Below are 24,570 nucleotides of genomic sequence, written 5' to 3'. Positions count from 1 at the left end.
GAGCACGCCGTCTTAAAGTGTGACGTGCCAGAATCGTCGCCATGCTCGACGCTCCCTCGCCCGTTCCGCACGACCCCGCCGAACCGGACACCGTGCCCTACCGGTGGCACGAACACCGCAGCGTCGATACCTGGACCTGGTCCTGCGCGGTGACGATCGCCGCCGAGCTGCGCCGCGACCTGTCGCGACGGCCGCGCGCACGCCTGCTGCTGTCGGGCGGCACCACCCCGGCGCCGGTGTACCGGGCCCTTGCCCGCGCTCCGCTCGATTGGAGCCGGGTCGACGTCGCCCTGGTCGACGAGCGCTGGTTGCAACCCGAGGACCCCGACAGCAACGCATGGCTGGTCCGCCAGCACCTTCTGCGCGACAACGCCGCCGCGGCGCGCTTCGAAGCGCTGACCCGGCCCGGCCGCAGCATCCAGGAGTCGGCCGCGTTCGCCAACGCCCATGCTCTGCAACCGCCTACTGCGGTGGTGCTCGGCATGGGCGAGGACGGCCACACCGCCTCGCTGTTTCCCGACACCGCGGATCTGCAGCGCAGCCTGAGCGCGCGCCTGGCCTATGTCGTGGTCGATGCCAGCGGCAGCCCCGGCGCGCGCCAGTGGAGCAAACGCATCAGCCTGACGCCGAGCGGCCTGGCCCAGGCGCAATCGCGCTTCCTGCTGATCCAGGGCAAGGCCAAGCGCGAGGTTTTCCAACAGGCGCTCGCCAGCGGCGACGTGCAGCGCTGGCCGGTGCTGATCGGCCTGGATGGCGCGACCCCGCTCGAAGTGCACTGGTACCCCTGAGCTTCTCAGGGTAGGAGCGACGCAAGTCGCGACCGCGGGGTTTCATGTTGGCCGCGCAACTCGACGCAGGTTCGCGGTCGCGACTCGCGACTAGAGGAAATCCCGATGGGACGCTGCTCTTGCTCCTTACCTCCTGCTCGACTGAAGGCGGCCCTTGCTCCTGGGTAGGAGCGACCCAAGTCGCGACCGCGAGCTTGCATCTAGCCGCGCCGCCAACATGAAACCCCGCGGTCGCGGCTCGCGCCGCTCCTACTCCTCGATCGCCATACTCACCGTCGCCGGCACGCGCTCGATCTTCAGCTCGCCTTGCCGCCACGCCTTCACTTGTCCATCGACCACGGTCTTGCCGGGTGCGCCGGCGAACGGCCAAGACAGGATCAACCCGCCCGGCGGCATGTCGATGCCGGCGGCGACCTGCAGCTTCGCCTGCCGGCCTTCGCGCTTGAAGCGATAGCCCAGCGCACCGTAAGGCGTGCGCAGGCCGTCCACGCTTACGCCCTCGCCGACCAGCCATCCGGCGGGAATGCCGGCCGCGATCACCAACGCCTGATCGACATCGCGAGTGTAGGCGAACAGATCCAGCGCCGAGCGCACATAGTCCGACTCGACCCAGGCGTGCGGCAGGTCGCCGACGAAGAAGGGTTTGCGCGGCGTACGCGAGACCACTTCCGCCCACTGGTTCCAGGCGCGCGGTTGCTGATCCTTGAAGAAGAATTCCAGCGCCTCGTGGGCGCGGTCGCGCCAGCCCAGGCGCACGAAGCTGCCGATCGTGCGCAGTTCGTACGGCGTGTAGTCCTTCCATTCGCGGCGGCCGTCGCGGCGATCGACGAACTCTTTCCAGTAACGCTCGAAGGTGTTGTGCAACAGCGCTTCGGGCAACAAGCCCTGTTCGCCGCCGGGCGCCAGCGCGATGGTGGTCGAAGTGGCATCGAAATCGCCGAGTTCGGCCGCACCGGGCAGGTAATCGATCTTGTGCGCGCCGGTCGCCGCTTCGAGCGAAGCATAAAGATCCCCGCGGAACTGGTCGCGCGATGCGGCAAAAGCTTCCGCCTCGATGTCGCGGCCGAGCCATTGCGCGATCTCGACCGCGTCCTTGTAGCCGCGCAAGGCCCAGAAATTATCCCAGTACGAATGCATCGGCTTGGCCGAATAGCCTTCGTGGCTGATCGAAGCCGGCATCATTCCGTAGAACGCCGGATTGAGCGCACGATTGGCCGGCGTGCGTTCGCTCAGGCGCAGCTCGTCCATGTACGCCACGGCTTTTTCGACATGCGGCCACATCGATTCGAGCAAGGCCTTGTCGCGGGTGTAGCGATAGACCTCGGCGACGGTGAAGATCAACTCGCCGTGGCTGTCGTTTTCCGGCACCGGGTCGCTGCCGCGGTCGTCGACGCAACAAGGCACCTTGCCGTTGTCGAACTGATACGGCGCATACCAGCGCAGGAAATCCTCGGCGACGTCCTCGCGCCCCATGCGCAGCAGGCCCTCGCCGATCATGGCGCCGTCGCGGATCCAGGCGCGCGCGTACGATCGCGTGCCGGGCTGCAGGCGCGGCCCGACCCGGCTGATCAACATATGCGCCAGGCCGGTGCGCAAGGTGTCGACGACGTGCTGGCCTTGCGCCGGCACGCGCAACTTGACCCGGTCGAGTTTGTCGCGCCATTGCGCCGCGGTCGCCTGTTGCCACTGCGCGGCCTGCGCCGGGTCGGCGGACGGCGGAGCCGCCCCGTCCTGCGGCAGATACAAGGCCACTTCGCGACTTTCGCCCGGCGCCAGCCGCATCGGGTACAACAGCGCCGCCGAAGCGAGCCCATTGAGGTCGAACGCCTCGCTCTCGCCCGTGCGAGCCGTCGACGCGCGCAAACGGCGAACCACATCGCCGTCCTGGAACGGCATGGCGAAGGCCGAACCCACCGGCGTCAACGAGCGCACGCTGGGGCGGCTGTCGAGTTTCACCGTACCCGCCTTCGCATCGATCTCGATGCGGTGGATACCGCTGACGCCGCCGGTGGTGCTGAGGAACTGGGTCGGCGGATTGACCTGGAACGGCCGGATCGCCAACGCCAGGGTCGCGCTGCGCGGCTGCTTCGAGGTATTGCTGAGCCGGTAGCGGGCGACGCTCAGGTCGCGGTCTTCGAGCAGCGGCGCGAACGCAGTGACGTCGAGCTGCAGATCGCCGGCGTCCCAGCGCACGCTCGGGATCGGCAGATAACCGTCCTGCAGGCTCTGGCCGACCTCGACGTCGGCCCAGGTTTTCAGCGCCCCTCGATCGGAGACGAGCGATGCCCCGTCGTCCATCAACAACAAGGGCTCGACGCTGTAGCCGCCCTTGAAGGCTTCGACCGCACCGTCTTCGCCGATCAGGCCGTGCGAAGTGCCGCCGTCGGTGCCGAGCACGGTCCAGTACGGCTGCTCGCCGCTGAAGCCGCGCGGGTAGTCGCCGCGCGGCGCACGCAAGGCGAGTTCCTTGATGAAATCGTTCGGCGTGGCGGCGAACGCCAACGGCTGCACGTTCAATTCGGCCAAGGCGAAACCCGGCCCCGGCCCCTGCTCCAGCAGCAGCCGCAGATAACGCGCCTCGGCCTCCGGCAGCGGGATGAAATCGCTGCCGCCGTCGCCGCGTTCGATCAACCTCAGCTTGTCCCAATGCTTGCCGTCCTTGGACAGCTCGATGCGATAGCGGGAGGCATGCTCGTCCGGTGCCCATTGCAGGATCGCACCACCGAATTCGCGCACGCGGCCCAGGTCGAGGGTCAGGTTCGGCGCCGTACCCTTCTCGAAACCGGCGCGCCATGCGGTGGCGGGGTCGCCATCGGCCGCGTATTCGGCGCGGCTGCCTTCGGCGTTCGACGTGGCTGAGACCGTCCCGGTCAGCGGACCGCCGGGGTCCTTCGGCACGGCCTGAAAACTCAGCTCGTCGAAACAGACCGAGCCCTTGCCGCCGACGCTGTTGTAGACGGTGAATTCGAGCTTGGCGCTCTTGCGCAGGGTCGGATCGGGCGCAGGGCCCCAGGCGCGGCTGATGTGACGCTGCTTGTAGACCACCGGCGTCCATTGCTCGGGATACGCGTACTTGGGCTTGTTGACCCACCAGACGTTGTCGCCGCTGGCGTCGACCAGCTTGAACTGCAGATCGTTGTGCGGCGAATCGCCGCGCAACTGGAACGCGAAACGATAGTCGTCCGGATACTCCAGCGGCAGCTCACGCTGCAAGCCGGCGTAGCCGGACACGCCGTTGAAATCGTAATCCAGGCACAGGCCCCGGCCCTTCGCGCCCGCCACCGGCCGCAGCTTCGCGCTGACTTGATTGGACGCGACCACGGCCCACGGCGCCGCGGACTCGAAGCTGTCGAGCAGACGCGGTTTTTCCTGGGCGAACAACGGTGCCGAAACCAGGGCGAGGCACAGCGCGAACGCCTGCGCGACAGTCTTGCCGACAGGCGAGCGCGCAGTCAGCGCGACGGATTGCTTGGGTTCCGACATTCGTTCCACCTCTTGGCGCCGCGCAGGCGCGCGGCGGGACGGTTCTAACCCTTGACGCTGCCGACCAGCAGGCCTTGCAGGTAGTAACGCTGCAGCACCAGGAACAGCAGCAGCACCGGCACCACGGTCACGACCGAGCCGGCCATCATCATCTCGTTGTCCTGCACGTGCTCGCGCGACAGCGATGCCAGTGCGACCGGCAGGGTCTGCAGGTTCTCGTCGCTGAGTACGATCAGGGGCCACATGAAATCGTTCCAGGCGCCGAGGAAACTGAAGATCGCCAAGGTCACCAGGATCGGCCGCAAGGCCGGCAATACGATCTGGAAGAAGATCCTCAGCTCGCCGGCGCCGTCGATGCGCGGCGCTTCCAGCAGCTCGTCGGGAATCGAGCGCGCGTACTGGCGCACCAGGAAGATGCCGAAGATGCCGGCCATGCCCGGTACCACCGCGCCGGCATAGCTGTTGATCAGGCCGAGCTGCTTGAGCATCAGGAACAACGGCATCATCGAGACCTGCGCCGGGATCACCAGCGCGGCGAGCAACAGGCGGAACACCCGTTCGCGCCCGGGAAAGGCGAGCTTGGCGAAGGCATAGCCGGCCAGGGTGTTGAGCAACACCGCGATCACGGTGACCAGGGTCGAGACCAGGAAACTGTTGAACAGGTAACGGCCCATGCCCATGCGCGAAAACAACTCATGGTAGTTGTGCAGGCTCGGCGACGAGGACCACAGCGGCGGCGGAAACGCGCTGGCTTCGCCGGGTTGCATCAGCGACACCGCGAACATCCACAGCAGCGGCGCCAGGCTCAACACCGCCAGGCCGATCAGCAGACCGTTGACGATCGCCTTGGCCAGGCGCGGACTCATGCCCGAGTCGTTCATTCGACCCCCTTGCGGCGCGCGATCCACATCAGGCCGCTGGTCACGGCCGTCATCAGCACGAACAACAGGAAGGCCACCGCCGAGGCATTGCCGAGGTTCCACCACTTGAAGCCTTCTTCGTACATCAGGTACAGCACGCTGACCGTGCTCTGCAGCGGCCCGCCCTGGGTGATGACGTAGGGCTCGGCGAACAATTGGAAGTAACCGGCCAGGGTCAGGATGCTGACCATCAACAGCACCGGCCCCAGGATCGGCAAGGTGATGTAGCGGAACTGTCGCGCCGGGCTGGCACCGTCGATGCGCGCGGCCTCGTACAGGTCTTCCGGAATCGCCTGCAACCCGGCCAGGAAGATGATCATGTTGTAGCCGAAGTTCTTCCATACCGCGAACAGGATGATCGTCGGCATCGCCCAATGCGGGTCGCCGAGCCAGTCGACCGGGTCGATGCCGACCCACGACAACACCCAGTTCACCAGGCCATAGCGGGTGTGGAACAGATAACGCCAGATCACCGCCACCGCCACCACCGTGGTCACCACCGGGGCGAAGAACGCGGTGCGAAAGAACGGCTTGAACAGACCGAGCTTGGAATGCAGCAGCATGGCCGCACCCAGCGAGACCGCGATCGACAACGGCACGCCGACCACGACGAAGTACAAGGTGTTGCCGAGCGCACTCCAGAACAGCGGGTTACCCAGCAGATTGAGGTAGTTGTCGAAAGCGACGAAGCGCAGGTTGTCGATATGCGCCAATGAATAAATATCGAAGTCGGTCAGGCTCAGCAGCAACGCGGCCAGCACCGGCAGGCCGAAGAACAGCCCGATCACGCTCAGCGCGGGCGCGGCGAACACCCTGCCGGCGGTGGCGGGCTTCATGGCGACGCTCCGGCCGCGCTCGCGGACTTCACCGCGCCGCTCTGGCCGCTCGGCTTGGCCGCGGCCTGCCGATCGAGCATCCAGCGCCGTTTCTCGAGAATGCGATCGGCGCGCCGGTCCAGTTCGGCGGCGGCTTCGTCCACGCTCAGGCGGCCGTTGGCGAGCTGCTCGCCGACCAGCTTGATCTCCATGGCGATACGCTCCCACTCCGGCACCTTCGGCGTCGGCCGCGCACGTTCAAGCTGATCGCGGAACGCGCGTGCATAGACGTCGTTGGCCAGCACCGGTGCGTCCCAGGCCGCGCGACGCGGCGGCAGGTTGCCGCTGAGGCCATGGAAACGCACCTGCACCTCGGGTTCGGACAGATAGGCGATCAGCTTCCAGGCCGCATCCTGGTGTTGCGAACTGCGGAACAGGACGAAGCTCGCGCCGCCGGCGACCGAGGCGCCGGGGCCGTGCTCGCCCGGCAATGGCATGGTCATCCAGGTCGCTTGCAGATCGGCCGGCAGGCGCCGCTTGAACTCGGCGATGTTCCAGGGGCCGTTGACGTAGAAACTGAAATAGCCGCGGCCGAATTCGTTCCAGACGTTGGCGATCTGGGTATTGCTCGCCAACGGCGCCCAACGTTGGTCGAAGACCTCGCGATAGAAACTCAGTGCGCGCTTGAAGCCGGGGCTGCGGAAGTTGCCGTAGCGGCCGTCCTCGCGCAGCAGCGGGTCGGGCGACTGGATGCCGAGGTTGAGCAACGGCTCGGGCTCGTTGAGCGGAAACAGCACGGCGTAACGATCCGGGCCGACCTCGCGCTTGATCGCCGCCATCGCCGTCTTCCATTCCGCCCAGGTCGCCGGCGGCCGCGCGATGCCGACCTGCTTGAGCAGGTCTTGGCGATAGAACGGCAGGCGCGTTTCCACATACCACGGCACCGCATAGGCGCGGCCGTCGATCACGCCGGTGTCCCAGGCGCCGGAAAAATAATCGCGCGCCTGCACCGACGGCGTTTGCGCCAGGCGCGGGTCGAGCGGCGTCAGCGCGTCGAGCAAGGCGAACTCGGAAATCCAGGTATTGCCGATCGCGCACACGTCCGGCAAGGCATCGCCGGCGAACGCGGTCAGCAGCTTCTCGTGCGCGGCGGTGATCGGCAGTTGCTGCACTTCGACGCGGATGCCCGGGTTGCGGCGCTCGAATTCGGGAATCAACTGGGTGACGACTTCGCCTTCGAAACCCATCGCCCAGAACCGCACCACTTCGCGGCCGTCGTCGCGATGGCTGCAACTGCCGAGCAGCACCAGTGCGCACAACACGACCAGGCCGCGCAGCGCCCTGCCCCAGCCGCCGCTGCGGGCTCGGGCGGGCGATGCCTGCGTCGTCGATGAGCGGTTCAAGCGCTCATTCCGGCTTCGGCGGGGTCTGCGTGGACGGTGCATTGGTGCGCCCGGCGCGCGACTCGGCCTCGCCGAGCGCGCGCGCGGTGGCCGGGTCCATCGTGCCGGCCGGTTTCGCCGGCGTGGCCGGCGTGGCGGCGGCCTTCGCCGGCTCGCCGTCCTTGCCCTTCGCATCGGCGCCCTTGGCATCGGCCGGGGCCAGCCAGCCGCCCTTGAACCCTGCGCGTTCGAGCCCGGCGCGGATGTAGGGATTGCGCTTCATCACGTTCCAGACGAACTCGTTGCGGTAGTTGCTGATCATGGTCAGGATCGGCCCCTGGTCGATGCCGATGTAGTCGCTGGACACCCAGCCCTGATCCGGCACCAGGCGCCCGGTCTTGAGCGGAATGTCGTACTTGAAGCTCGGGTTGAACGAATCCAGGAAGCCGTAACTCGAATAGATGTACTCGCCGTAGCGCTCGTGCATGGTCACCGTGGTCGGGATCACGATCTCCGGCGCGAACGGCAGCGAGGCGATGGCCGCGGTCGGCGCGATGGTGCCGTCGTCGAAATTCTCGCGCAGGCCGGCGCCGCGCGCCGAGTAATGGCGGAACTGGCGCTGCTCGCCGCGGTATTCCTGCAAGGTCTGCTGCGGGCCGTCGCTCGCGGTCAGGCCCCATACTTCCGGGCCGTAGTCTTCCCACTTCATCGGGTTGGCGATGGCGTAGGCGCGCTGGGCATAGGCGGCGCGGCGGCTGTTCTCGAAATAATCGATGCCGCGCTCGCGCATGTAGTCGTCCTGGATGCCGCGGAAATCGATCCAGACGTGGCTGTACTGATGGCCGAACAAGGGCCCGAAGGCGAGGAACTCTTCGCCCTGGTACACCCCCCAGACATCGTTGTAGGTACGCGTCCACACCGTCCAGGCTTCGGGCCCGACCGGATGCGTGGGCGAGCCCAGGGCCAGCACGTACAGCAGCATCGCCTCGTTGTAGCCGACCCAGTCGTGCTTGATGAAACCGCTCTCCGGAAACCAGCCCATCGAGATCAGCGGCTTGTTCTGTTGCAACCAGGTCCAGTCGACCCGCTTGTACAAGGTGTCGGCGATCTCGCGGATCTCTTTCTCGCGCGGCTCATCGCGGTCGTAGTAGGACTGGGTGAACAACACGCCCATCATCAACAGACCGGTATCCACGCTCGACAGCTCGACCCAGCTGTCGTAGCGCTGGCCCTTCTGCATGTCGAGGAAGTGATAGTAGAAGCCCTTGTAACTGCCCTTGCCGGTAGCCTGCGGGCCGCTCGGCAAGTCGCGCAGGAATTTCAGAGTCAACAAGGTGCGGTCGACCGCCTGGGTGCGACTGACCCAGCCCTTCTCGATGCCGATCGGGTATGCGGTCAGCGAGAAGCCGACCGAGGCGATGCTGGCGAACGGACGCGACGGATACCGGTCGGGGGTCAGGCCGTTCTGTTCGTTGGTGGTGTCCCAGAAAAACTGGAAGGTGCGTTTTTCGATGTCGCGAAACAGCGGCGGCAGCTCCAGCCGCTCCTGCTTGAGCGGTTCGATCACCACCGGCTCGGCGCTCACGATCGGCTGGGTCTGCGAGCCGGTCTCGGTTTTCTTGCAGGCGGACAAGACGAGCAGCAGCGCGCCCAGGACAGCGATGGAGACCGCACGTGTTGTCGACTTGACGTGGTGCATGAAACGAAAGACCCCTGTGTCTTCGTGTGGAGATTTAGATCGATGCAATGACGAAAAGTTCGTTGCCGCAAACCCGCATGCCGCGCAGCGACCGCAGAACCCGGCGCCGGCCGTCCGTGGACGGCCGGCACTGCAGGTTTTACCAGCTGAAACCCATCGAGAGCTTGAACATGCGGGTCGGCAGGATGATGCCGTCCTGGTGATCGCCGAAGTTGGCGTTCGGCGAGTTCAATCGACCTGCATAGGTGTCGAACTGGTTGTAGTTACGTGCATTGGTAACGTTGAGCACGTCGCCGCGGATACGGAACTTGATGCCCGCGCCGGTATCGAACTCCTTGCTGACCGCCAGATCGAGCTGTTTGAAGCCGATGGTCTCGTCCGGCTTGAACTGATCGGTGAAGCAGAAGTTGTCGTTCGGCCCCGAGTTGGAACAGTTGACGAAGTAATAAGCGGTCGGGCTGGCGAGGGTCAGCTTGCCCGAGAACGTCAGACCCCATGGGCCATCGTAAATGCCCGTGGCGACAAGGCGGTTACGCGGCACTCCCTTCGAATCGTGCCAACCGAAACCGGCCAAGCTCGGATGATCCAACGAGAACGACTCACCGTTTTCCCGATTCTCCTCGCCGTCGGTGAAGGTGTAGGCGATGGTCACGCCCCAACCCGATTCGCGCGTATAAGGCTTGTCGAGCTTGACCAAGAGCGAGTTCGCACGGGTTTCGATGCCGTTGACGCCCAAGATCAAAGCACGGCCGAAACCCGGAATGCCCGCACCGAAGGGCGCGCCCCAAATCGCGCCCGGCGCAGGGTAGAACGAGCCATCCGGTTTGCGGTTGCCGAGCAGGAAAGCGAAACCGTCCTTGCTGACGATGCGCGAGATGCCGACGTCCGTCTGCCATTCGGTCTCGCCGATCGTGATCGCGTTGCGCATGCCGATGCTGAATTGATCCGAATACGGCGTTTTCAGATCGTTGCTGAGCAGAAACACTTCTCGGCCGTTGTTCGGATTCGCAGCAACTAGCGCTTCCAAAGCTTCGCGACTCATCAGGCCCGGATTGAAGGCGAGACAGTCGCCGACGCCTGGTGCGCAGGCATGGCCCGGCTGATTGAAGCGGAACGAATACGTCGGGAACGTGCCCTTGGTGGTTTCCAGTTGCAGATTGTTGAAGATATTGCGGTCGTAAGCGCGCCCGGCGCCACCATAGATCACATGCCGCTGGTCGGCATTGAGATCGTAGGAGAAGCCCAGACGCGGCTGGAACGCATCCTTGAAGTTGCTGCGTTCGCGCCCGTTACTGATGTAGTCGTTCAGATCGACGCCACCGAGCGCGAGACTTTGACGATAGGTCTGGCCGGCCGCCGCGCGCGGGTCCTGGCTATCGAGCGCTCTCAGCACGTCGGCCGGAGTGCGATAGTCGGTATACGCGTCGCTGGTCTCGTAATCCCAACGCACGCCGAGGTTCAAGGTCAGTTTGTCGTTGACCTCCCAGTCGTCCTGGAGGTAGATGCCGAACTGTTTGTTGCGCGACTCGACGCTGCCGTCGGCAATCCCCGGCAGACCCGCGCCGAATCGCACCAGGTACGGGGAAGCGAGGTCGCCGGCGATGTCGTAGAAGAACTGCGGGTTATACGGAATCTGTTCGGTCGCGCTGACGTCGATGACCTTGTACTTCACACCCATTTTAACGGTGTGGTTGCCGTGCCACTGCAGATCCGTGAAGGTCAGATCGTCCTGGAACGAATAACCCTTCTGCGCCTTGTCCTGGAAGTTTTCGCCGGGACCGGCGTTGAGCACACGCTTGTCGCCGGTGGAGTTGATATCGCCGCGAGTCAGCACGTAACCGTTGCCGAATGCATTGGCACGCGGGTTATAACTACCGTCCTCGTAGGTGACGTGAGCGTCGTTGATCCAACCGTCGCCGGTGTACTGATAACGCAGATCCGCGCGCTTATCGCTATTGTCCTTGGCGGTTCCGAACGGAACGGTGCTGATGCCGTCCACACCGGTAATTTCGGTTTCGTCGCGATACTTGCCGGTCAACTCGAAGTAATGGTTGTCGCCGACCGACAGATCCACCTTGGCGAAATACAGATCTTCCTTGAATGGCGCGTTGACGCCGCCGATCAGCGGCCGGAACTGCGCCGGCAGTTGCGCCTCGGTCACGCCCTCGCCCGGTTTGATGGTGAACGGCGTGTTGTATTCCTTCGCTTCATAGGCGACGAAGAAATGCATCTTGTCCTGAATGATGGGGCCGCCGAAGGAAATACCGTACTGCTCTTCCTTGGAGTCGGTCTTCTTGCCGGACTTGTCTTCGGCCGGTGTCGGCGACCGCCACGCTTCGGAGGTGTGGTCCCAGAAGAAATCGCCGTGGAATTCGTTGGTACCCGAACGGGTCACCGCGGTGATCGCCGCGCTGCTGAGCTGGTCGAACTCGGCCTTGTAGTTCGAGGTGATGACCTTGTATTCGCCGATCGCCGACTGCGGGAACGGATTGCCGCGGGTATCGTCCTGGCCTCCGACGCCGCCCGGCAGGACGTAGTTCTTCTGGCCGACACCGTCGATATAGACATTGATGCCGTTGGAACTTTGCGCGCCGCTTCGCAGCGAGGTAGAGCCGTTCGACGCTTGCACGAACTGCACGCCCGGCACCGTATCGGCGAATGCGAGGAAGTTGCGCGTGCCCTGAGGCAACGACTCGATTTGCTTGGTCGAAATGTAGGTGGCGTTTTCGGAGGTGCGCACTTCCGCCATTGCCGAAGCGGTAACGGTCACCTTGTCGATGTCGGTCGCCTCGCCCACCGGCGCAGTTTCGGCCACGCCGCCGGTCGATACGTTGAGCGTCGCGGCCTGGCCAACGGCCACGGTGACGTTGCGGGTATTGCTCTGGCCATCGGCGCTGACGTCGATGCGGTAGGTGCCCGGCGGCAGGCCGGCCAGGGTGTAGTTGCCGTCGGCGCCGGTCTGGACCTTGCGGGTCAGACCGTTGGCGAGATTGGTCGCAGTGACGCTGGCGTTCGCGGCCGGGCCGGCGTTGCCGCTGACCACGCCGCGGATGGTCGCGGCCGTGCCCTGGGCGAAGGCGATCGGCGCGGCCATCGCCAGGCAGCTGGCGAGCGCACAGGCCAGCAGCGTGCGGCTGGGTCTGGAATGGTTGGAGCTACTGTTCGAATAGCGCGAATGGTGTGGATTCATATGCTTTCCTCCCTCCAAGGAGCACGTACTGCAAGGTGGCAACGGTGGAGCAATCTCTGCTCTGTAATCGCTTACACGTTCGTCCAAATTTTTTTCGACGCGATCAGCCACCGCCCCCTCGGCGTACTCCGGACTCGCGCACAATCAGCTCCGGCCGCAGCGGTTGGGTCTGCCGCGGCTCGTCCATGGATGGTTGTTGCTCCTGCGCAGCGGCTTCGGTGCCCAGTTGCGTCAACAGCAGACGCGCCGCCCGGGCACCGAGCTCGGCGATATTGACCCGCATGGTCGTGAGCGTCGGGTGGACATAGCGTGCAAGCGGGATGTCGTCGAACCCCGCCACCGCGATGTCGTCGGGCACCTTGAGGCCCGCCTGCACGAACGAAAACAAACAGCCCAGCGCCATCATGTCGTTGGCCGCGAACACCGCATCGGGGCGCTGTGGCGCGGCCAGCAAGGCCTGGCCGGCGCGATGGCCGGAGGCCTCGTCGAACTGGCCCGGCAGCACCCATTCGCTCGCATCGGGCAACCGCCGCGCGAGCGCTTCGCGGTAACCGCGCAGACGCTCGTGGGCATCGAAATTGTCTTCCGGGCCGGCGATGAAGGCGATGCGGCGGTGGCCGCAATCGACGAGATGCTCGACCATGGCCTGGGCGCCGCCGTAATTGTCGACGCTCAGCGACAACAGGCCGGGCACGGCGCTCTGGGTGTTGATCAGCACGATCGGCATCGCTGCGTCGAGTTCGTCGACGATCGGCGCCTGCGCGGCGACATAGGGCGACATCACCAGCAGACCGTCGACGCGGCCGCGCATCGCGCGCAAGGCGGCGGCCTGCTCTTCCGGCCGGCCGTGATAGCTCGACACCAACAAATGCAGGCGATGCTCGCGCGCGACCTGGTCGACGCCGCGCACCAATTCCGAGAAGAATTCGCCGTGCAGGTCCGGCAGGACCACACCCAGAGTGTGGGTGCGCCGGCTGCTGAGGCTGCGCGCGGCGGCGTGCGGCGTGTAGCGCAGGTCCTGGGCGACCGCGAGCACGCGACGCCGGACCTCTTCGGCCACGTTGCCATGGCCGTTCAAGGTCCGCGACACCGTCGCAACCGACACTTGCGCCGCACGGGCGACATCTTTGATCGTCACGCTCATCACGTTCCTGGACCGCCCCTCGCGGCTGGAAAGTGGCCCGACTGTAAACGTTTTCAAGAACAAGTGTAAAGCGCTTGTTATGAAAAGCGTTTAGCGGCTTCCGGCACAGGCGCGCATGTTGCAGCGCGACATGCGGTGAGCGCCTAGGCGCTCACTTCATACGACGTGTTCAGCCGACGCGTTCGTCGGGCGTACGTGCGCTGATCGAGAGCGCATGGATATCGGTGGTCATCAGATCGCCGACTGCGGCATACACCGCGCGATGCCGCGCGATCGGGTTCAGGCCGACGAAGACGGTGCTGACCACGGCGACGCGGAAATGCCCGCGTCCGTCTTGAGCGCCGGCATGGCCGACGTGACGATGGCTTTCGTCTTCGACTTCCAGCGCGGTCGGCGCCAGCGCGGCCTCGATCGCGTGGCGGATCGCTTCGACGCGTTGCTCGCGCGGCAACGCCATTACGGCAGCACCTTGCGGAACGGACGCACCTCGACCCGCGCGTACACGCCGGCATCGACATAGGGATCGGCATCGGCCCAGGCGCGTGCGGCCTCGAGCGATTCGAATTCGGCGACGATCAGGCTGCCGCTGAAACCGGCCGGGCCCGGGTCTTCGGCGTCGATCGCCGGGCACGGCCCGGCCAGCAACAAGCGGCCCTGGTCGCGCAAGGCGGTCAGACGCGCCAGATGCGCGGGACGCGCCGCGCCGCGCGCGGGCAAGGAATCGGCGACGTCATAACCTTCGATCAGATACCACATGCCTGGACTTCGACCTCGTGAGGGGCGCGCACGTCGCGCGAGGCCCTATTCTCGCAGGCCCGGGCCCGGCTTGCGCGCATCCGCCCGGCTGTATTCGAACAACGCATCGATCTATCCGGACACCACATTCGACCAACGCCTTCGAACAGCGCCGGCGTAGCGGCCCGCGTCGACAGACGCGGGCCGTCCGCAATCACGCCACCATCGGCCGTGCCTGTTGCTGCGGCTTCGGCTCCTGGCCCTGCTGCTGCGCTTGCGGCACGTCCTGCTGCAGGCGCTGGCTGGATTGCTCGACCGGCTGGTTCGCCGCGATCGTTTTGTCGGCGTAAGCGCGGTGGTGGGTCGGATCGTTGAGACCGCCCTGCACCGCGAACAAACCATTGCCGTTAGCGTTGAGGGCGACGTGGTCGATCTTGGTCAGGCCGCTGACGCGGGCCTCGTAGGTCAGCGTGGCCGCGGCGTTCTCGACTTCCTGGCGGTTCTTGAAGCCGGCCTGCGGGCCGAGCTTCTCCAGGCCGTCGACCGCCTGCCGGAACATCGCATTGTTCGGATGCGTCGCATCCGACAGCAACGGCGCGCGCGCCGGGTCGGCGGCGGTACGCGCAGGGCTGTGCGGCTGTGCATCGTGGGCATGCGCCTGCGCCGGCTCGGCTTTCTTCAAGGCCTCCAGGGTGCGCGCGCCGGCGATGCCGTCGACCTTGAGGTGGTGATCGCGCTGGAAGGCTTCGACCGCTTCCTTGGTGTGCTGGCCGAACTTGCCGTCGGCGACGATCGCATGGCCCTGCGCATCTTTGTAGCCGAGCTTCGCCAACTGCTCCTGCATCGCCTTGACCTCGGGGCCGCGCTCGTCCTTGCGCAGCACGCCGTCGGCCATCGCTGCGGCCTGAGTGGTCGAACCCGGTCCGCCCGGCGTGTGCACGGCGCGGCCGTTGCCGGACACATTGCTCACCTGGGCCGGGCCGGTCAGGTTGTCGGAATGCGGCGGGCGGCGATCGGTGCTGATCGCCCCACTGTCGATGTCGCGGACGTAACGCTCCATCTGCGGCAGGTAGCCGGTGTTGATGTCGACATGCACGTGCTTGCCGAACGCGTTCGGGTCGCCTTTGTTGAAACCGCCCTGGATGCCGAGCGGCTGGCCGTACTCGACCCGGTCGCCGACCTTCAGCTCGGTGTGGCGCAGGTCCATGTGCCGGTACTGCGCGATCATCTCGCGGTTCGGGTCGTTGGCCGGACGGTCGTAGATCTGGACGATGCCGTCGCGCGGGTCGACCCGGCCGATGTAGCCGTTGGCGACCGCGGGCACGGCCACGGCGCTGGAGCCGCCGGCCTGCAGCACGAAGTCCTTGGAGACGTAATGGTCGCCGTCGCGCGAGACGGTCGGCGTACCGGCGTAGTTGCCTAGCAGCTCTTCGCGCTCGCCGTTGACGGTGCCGTAAACGCGGCCGCGCTCGTTGCCGCGGCTGGGGTGGTGGCGCTCGAGGTCTTCGTAGTCGTGGACGTGCTGTACGTCGCGACCGACCGATTCGACGATCGAATATTTGGGCATCGTACTTCTCCTTGTCGATGGTTTATCCGGACGGCCGCCCCCGCTCGCGGGGGAGGCCGGGGTTCAGCGCAGCTGTTGGGTCAGCTGCCAGCACCCTTGTTTGAACTCGAACACATACGCTTCCGGTTTGCCGAGGGTCTTGACCACTTCCTCGTCGGGCGAGAACTCGGCCTTGACGAAGTCGACCCGCATGCGGTCGCCGCTCAGGGTCCGATCGATCTTGACCCGGTCGAGCTGGCCGGCCTGCTTGCCGGGTTCGTCGTAGGACCACTGGTTGTCGACCAGGGCGATCTTGAACGGCCCGGCCTGTTGCGGCGTCTGCGACTCCAGCAGCTTGCCCGGGTCCTTGAGGTCGCGGATCTCGATTTGCGGCGCGGAATACGCCGAGCGTACGTTCGCCTCGTAGACGAATTGCTCGAAGAACGCGGCGAAGCCGTCTTCGGTCTTCACGCAGGCCTCGGTCGGCAGTTGCACCGCCGCGGCCGGGGGTGCCGGAGTGGTCGCGGGCTGCGTGGGCTCGGCCGGCGCCGGCGTGGCGGTCGCGGCCGGTGCGGCCGGGTCGGCCTTGCCGGCGTCGGGCGCATTGCAGCCCGCCAGCGCCAACACCAGGGCGGCGGCGACGGTCCTTGCTTGGTTCATTGCGATTCCCCAGTCCGTTAGTTGTGCCTGCCCAGTCTAATTAGGTGTACAGCCCGGCGACAGGCCCCGTACAGGCGGCCGCGGCGATCGGCAAACCCGGGCGCGGTCCCGCCCGCGGCCCAGCCCGGGCTCGACCTGGACCACCGGCAGGCGCCCCGGCCCGACCGGCGTTCATGCCGGCGCTGGACACTGCCCGCCCCAGCCCTTACCCTAACTGTCAATTGCCCGAGGCCGGATGCAGCGGCCCGTCGCGACAGGATCCACGCCGTCGCCACGTCAGCACCCGTACTTCCCCGCACATCATCGGTGCGCCAGTACGCCAGTGCACAGCTGCAGACCACCGGCTCACGCCCGCAACCCCCTTCGTCTCAGCCGCCACGCCCTTTGTCGTGACGCGCAGGCCGGGGCCGTTCGGGCCTAAAGCACACGCCTTTATAGAGTGGTCCGTAGCACCCGCAGGGAAGCTCGATCCCGGTCCTTGCACGACCTGGCGCGGCTCTCGATGCGGTCATGCGCCGCAAGCATCGTCGTAACTGCAGTGCCCACGGCCCGGAGGGGCCGGTTTCGAATGAGCAACGAACCCGCGCCCGTCGCGACCGAATCCAGCCCAGCCCCGACGACGCCTCAGCAGCAGGAAATGCCGCTGGCGATGGTCCACGGCCAGCCGGTGCTGCAGATTCCGCAGGATCTCTACATCCCGCCGGACGCGCTCGAAGTCATCCTGGACGCGTTCGAAGGCCCGCTCGACCTGCTGCTGTACCTGATCCGCCGTCAGAATCTGGAGATTCTCGACATCCCGGTCGCCGAGATCACCCGCCAGTACGTGACCTACATCCAGGCCATGCACGAGATGCGTTTCGAGCTGGCGGCCGAATACCTGGTGATGGCCGCGATTCTGGCCGAGATCAAGTCGCGCATGCTGCTGCCGCGCTCGGCCAACGAGGAAGGGATCGAAGAGGACCCGCGCGCCGAGCTGGTCCGCCGTCTGCAGGAGTACGAGCGTTTCAAGAAGGCGGCCGAGGACATCGACACCCTGCCCCGCCAGGACCGCGACACCAGCCCGGCGCAGGCTTACGTGCCGGACCGGGCTTCGGTCAAACTGCCGCCGCCGGTCGACCTGCGCGAGATGCTGCTGGCCCTGCACGACGTGTTCAAGCGTGCCGAGTTGTATACCCAGCACGCGATCAAGCGCGATGCCTTGAGCGTCCGCCAGCGCATGGGCGAACTGCTGACCCGCATGTCCGATGGCGTGTTCCATCGTTTCGAATCGCTGTTCACGGTCGAAGAAGGCCGGCTCGGCATAGTGGTAACGTTCCTGGGCCTGCTGACCCTGGCCAAGGAACAGTTGATCGAGATCCTCCAGGAGCAGCCCGAAGAGGGCCGCCCGCCGGCGCCGATCTACGTCAAGTCGTTGGCGCTGATGAAGGACCCCGACGAGATCGAACTCAGCAGCGAGTTCGACGACGCCGCCAACGACGACCGGGCTTCGTGACTTGGCTTTCGTGACTCGGCTGTCGCCGTCGTTCCGCCTCGCTGGGGCGGATTTGATCAGGACGGACTTGATCGGGACGGACTTGATCGGGACGGACTCGATCCCGGCAGGGGCCGGGGCCGCATCGCTCGAACGTTCCTGCACCTCAGCCTCCGGCTTCCGCGACCGCGGCCGTGATGGCCCGGACACGCAGCTCCCGCCCAGCCCGCTTCTACCCAGCTAGACCGGCCGCTCAGACCGGCCGACCACCGACCCAGGCACCGATTCCGCACAGGCTCCAGGGCCGATCGCCAACGCAACGATTCAGACGCATTCCATGGACCAACTCCTCGTCACCCGCATCGTCGAAGCCGCCTTGCTCGCGGCCAACCAGCCGCTCACGCTGGCGCAGTTGCATGCCCTGTTCCCCGAGGACCAGCCGGCACCGGCCGACAGCGTCGAGACCGCGCTGGAGACCCTGCGCGAGGGCTGCGCCGAGCGCGGCGTGGAACTGGTCGAGCTGGCCTCCGGCTTCCGCTTCCAGGTCCAGGCCGACGTCCATGCCTGGGTCGCGCGGTTGTGGACCGAACGCCAGACCCGCTACACCCGCGCCACCCTCGAGACCCTGGCGCTGATCGCCTACCGCCAGCCGATCACCCGCGGCGAGATCGAACAGGTCCGCGGCGTGGCGGTCAGCAGCAACATCATCAAGGCCCTGGAAGAGCGCGAGTGGATCCGCGTGGTCGGCCACCGCGACGTGCCCGGCAAGCCGGCCCTGTTCGGCACCACCAAGGCTTTCCTCGATTACTTCGGCCTCAAGCGCCTGGACGAACTGCCGCCGCTGTCGGAGCTCAAGGACATCGGCGAGCTGGAACCGCAGCTGCCGCTCGACGGCGAGCCGATCGCCGCCGGTGGCATCTCCACCGGCAACGACGCCGAGGCCGGCCTCGACGAAGCCAGCAACGATGCCGAAGCCGGCGACGACGACGGCGACTCGGTCGACGACGCCATCGAAACCACCGGCTCCACCGAATTGGTCGACCCAACCGACAACACCGACGACGGCGCCGACGACACCGTCGACAGCGACGAAGCCCTCCCCGAATCCGGCGACGCCGGCGCACAGACGAGCGCCGACGCCGCCAGCGATACAGACAGCGACACCGATACCCACACCGACACAACCGTCCTTTCGGACGACCCCGAAGCCGCGCCGGGCGAGCGCGCGGCGGACGCGAACGATCACGAGCAAGACCAACACGCCGTCGAGACGACGACCGTTCCGGAATTTGAGGCCGAGTCCGAAGACGACCGGCCGGAGCAACAGAAATGACTGAAGAAAACCGCCGCAAGCTCTCACTGAAGCGCGGCAGCGACGCCGGCGCCACCACCGAGGCGCCGCGTCTGGAAGAACGCCTGCACAAGGTCCTCGCGCAAGCGGGCCTGGGCTCGCGCCGCGCGCTCGAGCAGCGCATCGCCGACGGCCTGGTCAAGGTCAACGGCGAAGTCGCCCAGATCGGCGTCACCATCAAGGGCGGCGACAAGATCGAACTCGACGGCCGCAGCTTCATCGCCAGCGCCCTGACCGAGCCCTCGCGCGTGCTGATGTACAACAAGCCCGAAGGCGAAGTGACCACGCGCGAAGACCCCGAGGGCCGCCCGACCATCTTCGATTCGCTGCCTGCGCTGAAGGGCGCGCGCTGGATCGCGATCGGCCGCCTCGACATCAACACCACCGGTCTGCTGCTGCTGACCACCGATGGCGAACTCGCCAACGCGCTCATGCATCCCTCCTTCGAGGTCGAGCGCGAGTACGTCTGCCGCGTGCGCGCACCGGAAGGCCAGGAGCAGGTTCCCGACAACCTCGTCGACCGCCTCGCCCGCGGCATCGCGCTCGAGGACGGCCCGGCCAAGTTCGACGAGATCGAACGCATCGGCGGCAGCGACTCGCACGACTGGTTCCGGGTCGTGGTCAAGGAAGGCCGCAACCGCGAAGTGCGTCGACTGTGGGAGTCGCAGGGCTGCCAGGTCAGCCGCCTCAAGCGCATCCGCTACGGCGGCGTCGCGCTGCCGCGCGAACTGCTGCGCGGCCATTCGCAGGAGCTGGTCACCGACAAGGTCGACGCCCTGCGCAGCGACCTCGGCCTGGAAGACGGCACGCCTTCGGCGCTGACCCTGCAGCCGGTGATCGGCCAGCGCAAGGCCGCCAAGTCGACCGTGCACCTGTCCGGCGAGCGTTCGCAGGGTTATGTCGGCGGCCACAACACCGCCGACGAAGGCCGCGAACTGCGCCGCTTCGACCATGTCCGCGAAGATCGGGGCGGTCGCGGTCGCGGCGGTCCGCGCAAGCACGGCGGCCTGACTGTCAGCGGTGAAGCCGCGGCCAACCAGTCGCACAAGCCGTTCAAGCAGCGCAAGGAAAAGGGCCCCAAGCCCCTGCCGGACGGCAATCCGGCCGCGTTCCGCACCTGGTATGTGCCCGACGGCGTCGAGACCGGTCCGAGCGGTCATCGCAATCCCGATGGTCAGGGCCGCAAGCCTTACGGCGGCAAGCCGGCCGGTGCGCGCGGTCCCGGCGCGGGTCCCGGTGCAGGCGCCGGTCGCGGCCGTCCGCATAGTGGCGGCCCCGGTGGCGGCGGCTTCGGCGGCGAACGCAACGGCAACGCCCCTTACGGCGAGCGCCGTAGCGGCGGCGGTCAAGGCCAGGGTCAAGGCCAGGGCCAGGGCCAGCGCAGCGCGCGTCCCTACGGTCATCCCGGCAACGCGCCGAGCTTCCCGTCCGACCACGCCAACCCCGGCAGCTTCAACCCCTACGGCGAACGTCCGCGCAGCAATACCGCGCGTCCGGCCGGCGGCAAGCCCGGTCCGGGCGCTCGTCCCGGTGCCGGCCCGCGTCCCGGCGGCAATGCCCGTCCGGGTGGCGCGCCCCGTCCCGGCGGCGCACCGCGTCCCGGTGGCGCGGCCCGCCCGAGCGGTCCGCGTCCGGGCGGCCCGCGTGGCGGTGGCCGCCCCGGCGGCGGCCGCGGTCCGCGCGGCAGCGTCTGAACCCAGACGCTAGATCCGCTGAAGCAACACACGACAAAGGGCGCTTCGGCGCCCTTTGTTTTTGGCGTATCCGGACCGTCGCCGAGCAGTCGGCCCCGCCCGCTTCTGGCCGCCCCTCGCGCAACCGCTTCAAGAGTAGGAGCGGCGCAAGCCGCGACCGCGCAGCGGCGCGTTCGCACCGCAACGACACGGCGAGTGCGCTCGCAAACCCGATACGCAGCGACGAACTGCAGACACGATCCGCAACTCCAACTTCTCGGATCAGAACTACGCCCGCGACCTCAGCGCATCTCGCGCTATCCAATATGCGTTCGCAGCAAGTCGCTGGTTCCAGCCTCGCGTCGCACGCAGCTTCGAATAAGCTCGCGCAGATTCAGATAGCACATTACCCCGGCGAACGCGCTCGCGATTAGCAGCGAAAACAAGCGCTGTCGCGTCCGCATTGCGACTTCCATCGCGATATCCGCGCCGTCGACGGCCCGGCACGAAACCTGCTGCGGATGCGAGGTTTCGTTTCGCCTCGCTCATAAAAAACCTCGACTGCGAAACCATAAAATCACGGAACTTTCGTTTCCGATGTTTCTGTTGACGGGTGCCGGCGGCGCATGCTTAATCGAAAAAGCCGCTCCAACGCAGTCGCAGATTCGCCGGGACGCGAAACGACCGACACCGCAAGCGCGATCCAAGCGTCTGCAACGAGCCTCCTGCTTCGCCGACCGAGTTTGTCGATCGAATCCAAATCTGCCGAAGTCCCGCCGAAGAACCCAAGCGATCCATCCCATCTGCCGCATAGAACGCGGCCTGGACCGATGCTGCCACGACGAAACCGAGACCTCGCCACAGGCAGTCCGCCACCGTTGCCGATAGGAGTCCGTATGCGCTACGCGAAGATCGTCCTGTTATTGCTATGCCTGAGCCTGCACGGCACCGCCGCGGCCGTCGTCGCCGGCGGCATGGTCGCGATAGACCGCACCTGGCCGGCCAATTCGGTCGGTTATCTGGACATGGATTTCAGCATCGCCATCACCCAGGAACCCGGCTACAACGGACGCACGTACTGGGCGCATCAGTTTTCGCTCAAGAACGGCGACGGCGGCTATGTCGGCCTGCAACAACGCAGCAACGCCGACAAGGCGTTGAATTTCTCGATCTGGCAGGCCACCGGCTGGGTCGCCGAAAGCGGCACGCAATGCAGCCATTTTTCCCACGAAGGCAGCGGCGTGCAGTGCTGGGTCGCCTACCCCTGGGTGCAGGGCAGGAAGTACAAGATCCGCATCGTCAGCGAGGCCCTCGGCACTTGGAGCGCCTACATCACCGACGTCGCAAGCGGCGCCAGCCGCAAGGTCGCCAGCATCCAGGTGCCGCAAACCTGGGGCGGCCTGAAGGAGAAGACGGTCGAATTCCTGGAGAACTTCGCCCAGGGCGCCGATCAACTGGAAAGCTGCGCGGCCGCGCCGGCGACGAGTGCGGTGTTCTTCCGCCCCAGCGCCGAGAACGGCACGATCGCCCCACTGAGCAGCACCAGCAAGACCTACGGCAACTGCGAATCGATCGCACGCGCCTCGTGCACCTCGGAGCAGGATTGCATCGCCGCCGACAACAAGTTCGGCACGCTCGGTTCGCCCAAGGTGCTGCTCAACACCGACAGCGGCTACTGCCTGGACACCTTGGCCGGTGGAACCCAGGCCGGCTTGTGGAGCTGCGCGAGCAACAACAACCAGTCGATCGAGCGCGACGACGGCTTCCGCATGCTGATGCGCAGCCGCAGCCAATGCCTGCAGGCGGAAAACGACGGCAGTATCAAACTCGCGGCTTGCGGCAACGGTTCGGCGCAACGCTGGATGCCGATGCCGGGTTCGGACGGTCTGTACAACGTCGGCAGCGGCACCTGCCTCGACCCGCTCAACAATGCCGCTCAGGGCGCTTACCTGCGGGTGTACAGCTGCCTCGGCAACGGCTACCAAAAGTGGCGCTTGAACCCCTGAACGCGCAATCGGCAGCCTGAGTCCCGCTGCTCGCGTGCGGCGGCTTCGTCCAAGCCCGAACACAACGCCGTCATCGCCTGCGATGGCGGCGTTGTCGTTTCCGGGCCGATCGGCTCGGCGAAAGAGGACGGTGTCGGCCGCCGCTTGCATGAGCGAGGCCCGGCGATGCCGCGCAGCCGGCATGACCCGCTCGGCCCGCTGCCCCAAGTCGAAAGATGGCAACATCCCTTCATGCCCGCCCCGCTCGCAGCCGCGTCCGCACCCCGGCGCAGGGCCGCGGCCCCCTCCACAGGAATACACAGCGCGTCTCCGACACCGTCCGCTACCGCCCCGTCCCGCACAGAGAACGACCGATGCGAAACACCCGCCAACGCCGCGAACGGATTCTGCAGATGCTGGTCAAACACGGCAGCGTCCACGTCGCGCACTTGGCCGAGTCGATGGACGTCTCCACGGTGACGATCCGCGCCGACCTGGCCCAGATCGAATCGCAGGGTCTGGCCAGGCGCAATCACGGCGGCGCCACCCTGGTGCGCACGCCGCCGCTGGAACAGGACATCCATCTCAAGGACAGCCTCAACAGCGCCCTGAAGGAGTCGATAGGCGCCCGCGCCGCGCAATTGGTCCACACCGGCGACAACATCATCATCGATTCCGGCACCACCACCATGACCCTGGCGCGGCATCTGCGCGGGGCCGAGGGCGTCACGGTGATGACCAACGGCCTCAACATCGCCTGGGAACTGGCCAACGCGCCAGGCGTCGAGCTGATGCTGACCGGCGGCGTGTTGCGCAAGCAGTCGCTGTCGTTCCAGGGCTCGCAGGCCGAGGCCAGCCTCAACAGCTACAGCTTCGATGCGTTGTTCCTCGGCGTCGACGGCCTCGACCTGCAGTTCGGCCTGACCACCCATCACGAAGGCGAAGCCAGCCTCAACCATCGCATGGTCGAACGCGCGCGCAAGGTCGTCGTGCTGACCGACGCGTCCAAGTTCGGCCGCGTCGGCCTGCACCGCATCGCCCAGTTGGAATGCGTGCATACCGTCATCACCGACCCCAGCATCAGCCCGGAATACAGCGAAGGGCTGCAGCGCCTCGGCATCGAGCTGATCGTCGTCGACTGAAGCCGGCGATGCGCCGTCTTACAGCCCCAGCTCGCTCAGCCCCGGGTGATCGTCGGGACGCCGCCCTTGCGGCCAATGGAACTTGCGTTCGCTCGCCGCGATCGGCCGGTCGTTGATGCTGGCCAGGCGCACCGCCATCAGGCCGTCCTCGCCGAACTCCCAGTTCTCGTTGCCGTAGCTGCGAAACCATTGCCCGGAATCGTCGCGCCATTCGTAGGCGAAGCGCACCGCGATGCGCGCGCCGTCGAAAGCCCACAGCTCCTTGATCAGGCGGTAATCCAACTCGCGGGTCCATTTGCGTTCGAGCAAGGCCACCGCGGCTTCGCGGCCGTCGACGAATTCGGCGCGATTGCGCCAGCGCGTGTCGAACGAATAGGCCAGGCCGATCCGGGCCGGGTCGCGCGAGTTCCAGGCGTCTTCGGCCAGGCGAATCTTCTCGATGGCGCTGTCGCGGGTGAACGGCGGCAACGGCGGACGGGTGTGCATGAGGGCGGCTCCTGAGCGCATATGGACAGATCAGTCTATTTGCGTAATTGATTGATGTAGACAGATCGGTCTACTCGGCGAAATTACCTCATGTAGACAA

At 66.2% G+C, this 24,570-nt stretch carries 18 protein-coding genes; 6 read left to right on the top strand and 12 right to left on the bottom strand.

The genetic code is table 11. The annotated features are described in order from the left end of the window. Positions 1–41: 41 nt before the first annotated feature. A complete protein-coding gene (gene pgl, locus ACTOWK_RS20580) occupies positions 42–788 on the top strand; it encodes a 6-phosphogluconolactonase (protein ID WP_441331955.1) in 747 nt (248 codons plus the stop codon). 249 nt (positions 789–1,037) lie between these two features. On the opposite strand, the gene ACTOWK_RS20575 is transcribed toward pgl, so the two are convergent. From ACTOWK_RS20575 to ACTOWK_RS20525, 11 genes are all read right to left on the bottom strand, one after another. Continuing rightward, positions 1,038–4,271, bottom strand: coding sequence for a discoidin domain-containing protein (locus ACTOWK_RS20575; protein ID WP_441331954.1), 3,234 nt, complete (start codon positions 4,269–4,271; stop codon positions 1,038–1,040). Between the two features lie 44 nt (positions 4,272–4,315). Further along, on the bottom strand, positions 4,316–5,137 hold the full coding sequence (locus ACTOWK_RS20570; RefSeq protein ID WP_441331953.1) for a carbohydrate ABC transporter permease: 822 nt from the start codon (positions 5,135–5,137) through the stop codon (positions 4,316–4,318). An 11-nt stretch (positions 5,138–5,148) separates the two neighbouring features. Further along, positions 5,149–6,027 carry a carbohydrate ABC transporter permease gene (locus tag ACTOWK_RS20565; RefSeq protein WP_441331952.1) on the bottom strand — a complete coding sequence of 293 codons (879 nt, stop codon included), beginning with the start codon at positions 6,025–6,027 and terminating at the stop codon, positions 5,149–5,151. After that, positions 6,024–7,343 (bottom strand): sugar ABC transporter substrate-binding protein, encoded by a 1,320-nt coding sequence (locus ACTOWK_RS20560; RefSeq protein WP_441331968.1) that lies wholly within the window; start codon positions 7,341–7,343, stop codon positions 6,024–6,026. The genes ACTOWK_RS20565 and ACTOWK_RS20560 overlap by 4 nt, the downstream gene beginning before the upstream one ends. A gap of 70 nt (positions 7,344–7,413) precedes the next feature. Continuing rightward, positions 7,414–9,087 carry a glucoamylase family protein gene (locus ACTOWK_RS20555; RefSeq protein ID WP_441331951.1) on the bottom strand — a complete coding sequence of 558 codons (1,674 nt, stop codon included), beginning with the start codon at positions 9,085–9,087 and terminating at the stop codon, positions 7,414–7,416. A 139-nt stretch (positions 9,088–9,226) separates the two neighbouring features. After that, positions 9,227–12,277, bottom strand: coding sequence for a TonB-dependent receptor (locus tag ACTOWK_RS20550; RefSeq protein WP_441331950.1), 3,051 nt, complete (start codon positions 12,275–12,277; stop codon positions 9,227–9,229). A gap of 103 nt (positions 12,278–12,380) precedes the next feature. Next, entirely contained in the window at positions 12,381–13,421 is a 1,041-nt protein-coding gene (locus ACTOWK_RS20545) for a LacI family DNA-binding transcriptional regulator (RefSeq protein ID WP_441331949.1), read from the bottom strand. A gap of 169 nt (positions 13,422–13,590) precedes the next feature. Then, positions 13,591–13,878, bottom strand: coding sequence for a BolA family protein (locus ACTOWK_RS20540; protein ID WP_441331948.1), 288 nt, complete (start codon positions 13,876–13,878; stop codon positions 13,591–13,593). After that, positions 13,878–14,177, bottom strand: coding sequence for a YciI family protein (locus tag ACTOWK_RS20535; protein ID WP_031370769.1), 300 nt, complete (start codon positions 14,175–14,177; stop codon positions 13,878–13,880). The genes ACTOWK_RS20540 and ACTOWK_RS20535 overlap by 1 nt, the downstream gene beginning before the upstream one ends. A 193-nt stretch (positions 14,178–14,370) precedes the next feature. After that, complete coding sequence (locus tag ACTOWK_RS20530; protein ID WP_441331947.1) at positions 14,371–15,723, bottom strand: XVIPCD domain-containing protein; 1,353 nt, start codon at positions 15,721–15,723, stop codon at positions 14,371–14,373. 63 nt (positions 15,724–15,786) lie between these two features. Further along, the gene (locus ACTOWK_RS20525) at positions 15,787–16,362 is read right to left on the bottom strand and encodes a hypothetical protein (RefSeq protein ID WP_441331946.1); all 576 of its coding nucleotides are present in this window, start codon (positions 16,360–16,362) and stop codon (positions 15,787–15,789) included. A 568-nt stretch (positions 16,363–16,930) separates the two neighbouring features. Here ACTOWK_RS20525 and ACTOWK_RS20520 point away from each other — a divergent pair. The 5 genes from ACTOWK_RS20520 to ACTOWK_RS20500 all read left to right on the top strand — a co-directional run bounded on the left by ACTOWK_RS20520 (position 16,931) and on the right by ACTOWK_RS20500 (position 23,984). Next, the gene (locus tag ACTOWK_RS20520; protein ID WP_441331945.1) at positions 16,931–17,854 is read left to right on the top strand and encodes a segregation and condensation protein A; all 924 of its coding nucleotides are present in this window, start codon (positions 16,931–16,933) and stop codon (positions 17,852–17,854) included. 316 nt (positions 17,855–18,170) lie between these two features. Then, on the top strand, positions 18,171–19,166 hold the full coding sequence (gene scpB / locus ACTOWK_RS20515; protein ID WP_441331944.1) for an SMC-Scp complex subunit ScpB: 996 nt from the start codon (positions 18,171–18,173) through the stop codon (positions 19,164–19,166). Next, complete coding sequence (locus ACTOWK_RS20510) at positions 19,163–20,878, top strand: pseudouridine synthase (protein WP_441331943.1); 1,716 nt, start codon at positions 19,163–19,165, stop codon at positions 20,876–20,878. The genes scpB and ACTOWK_RS20510 overlap by 4 nt, the downstream gene beginning before the upstream one ends. 875 nt (positions 20,879–21,753) lie before the next feature. Beyond that, the gene (locus tag ACTOWK_RS20505; protein ID WP_441331942.1) at positions 21,754–22,863 is read left to right on the top strand and encodes a DUF3472 domain-containing protein; all 1,110 of its coding nucleotides are present in this window, start codon (positions 21,754–21,756) and stop codon (positions 22,861–22,863) included. Between the two features lie 353 nt (positions 22,864–23,216). Next, positions 23,217–23,984, top strand: a complete 768-nt coding sequence (locus ACTOWK_RS20500; RefSeq protein WP_441331941.1) for a DeoR family transcriptional regulator — start codon at positions 23,217–23,219, stop codon at positions 23,982–23,984. A gap of 18 nt (positions 23,985–24,002) precedes the next feature. Here the strand turns inward: ACTOWK_RS20500 and ACTOWK_RS20495 are convergent, their stop codons facing one another. Further along, positions 24,003–24,470 (bottom strand): nuclear transport factor 2 family protein, encoded by a 468-nt coding sequence (locus ACTOWK_RS20495; RefSeq protein ID WP_441331940.1) that lies wholly within the window; start codon positions 24,468–24,470, stop codon positions 24,003–24,005. Positions 24,471–24,570 lie beyond the last annotated feature (100 nt).

This window comes from Lysobacter sp. CA196 (assembly GCF_052078695.1).
Classification (GTDB): domain Bacteria; phylum Pseudomonadota; class Gammaproteobacteria; order Xanthomonadales; family Xanthomonadaceae; genus Lysobacter.
This window is presented reverse-complemented; position numbering and strand designations above follow the sequence as displayed.

Coding starts and splice junctions, on each gene's coding strand:
- pgl (WP_441331955.1), top strand. CDS start 42: ATGCTCGACGCTCCCTCGCCCGTTCCGCACGACCCCGCCGAACCGGAC.
- ACTOWK_RS20575 (WP_441331954.1), bottom strand. CDS start 4,271: ATGTCGGAACCCAAGCAATCCGTCGCGCTGACTGCGCGCTCGCCTGTC.
- ACTOWK_RS20570 (WP_441331953.1), bottom strand. CDS start 5,137: ATGAGTCCGCGCCTGGCCAAGGCGATCGTCAACGGTCTGCTGATCGGC.
- ACTOWK_RS20565 (WP_441331952.1), bottom strand. CDS start 6,027: ATGAAGCCCGCCACCGCCGGCAGGGTGTTCGCCGCGCCCGCGCTGAGC.
- ACTOWK_RS20555 (WP_441331951.1), bottom strand. CDS start 9,087: ATGCACCACGTCAAGTCGACAACACGTGCGGTCTCCATCGCTGTCCTG.
- ACTOWK_RS20550 (WP_441331950.1), bottom strand. CDS start 12,277: ATGAATCCACACCATTCGCGCTATTCGAACAGTAGCTCCAACCATTCC.
- ACTOWK_RS20545 (WP_441331949.1), bottom strand. CDS start 13,421: ATGAGCGTGACGATCAAAGATGTCGCCCGTGCGGCGCAAGTGTCGGTT.
- ACTOWK_RS20540 (WP_441331948.1), bottom strand. CDS start 13,878: ATGGCGTTGCCGCGCGAGCAACGCGTCGAAGCGATCCGCCACGCGATC.
- ACTOWK_RS20535 (WP_031370769.1), bottom strand. CDS start 14,177: ATGTGGTATCTGATCGAAGGTTATGACGTCGCCGATTCCTTGCCCGCG.
- ACTOWK_RS20530 (WP_441331947.1), bottom strand. CDS start 15,723: ATGCCCAAATATTCGATCGTCGAATCGGTCGGTCGCGACGTACAGCAC.
- ACTOWK_RS20525 (WP_441331946.1), bottom strand. CDS start 16,362: ATGAACCAAGCAAGGACCGTCGCCGCCGCCCTGGTGTTGGCGCTGGCG.
- ACTOWK_RS20520 (WP_441331945.1), top strand. CDS start 16,931: ATGAGCAACGAACCCGCGCCCGTCGCGACCGAATCCAGCCCAGCCCCG.
- scpB (WP_441331944.1), top strand. CDS start 18,171: ATGGACCAACTCCTCGTCACCCGCATCGTCGAAGCCGCCTTGCTCGCG.
- ACTOWK_RS20510 (WP_441331943.1), top strand. CDS start 19,163: ATGACTGAAGAAAACCGCCGCAAGCTCTCACTGAAGCGCGGCAGCGAC.
- ACTOWK_RS20505 (WP_441331942.1), top strand. CDS start 21,754: ATGCGCTACGCGAAGATCGTCCTGTTATTGCTATGCCTGAGCCTGCAC.
- ACTOWK_RS20500 (WP_441331941.1), top strand. CDS start 23,217: ATGCGAAACACCCGCCAACGCCGCGAACGGATTCTGCAGATGCTGGTC.
- ACTOWK_RS20495 (WP_441331940.1), bottom strand. CDS start 24,470: ATGCACACCCGTCCGCCGTTGCCGCCGTTCACCCGCGACAGCGCCATC.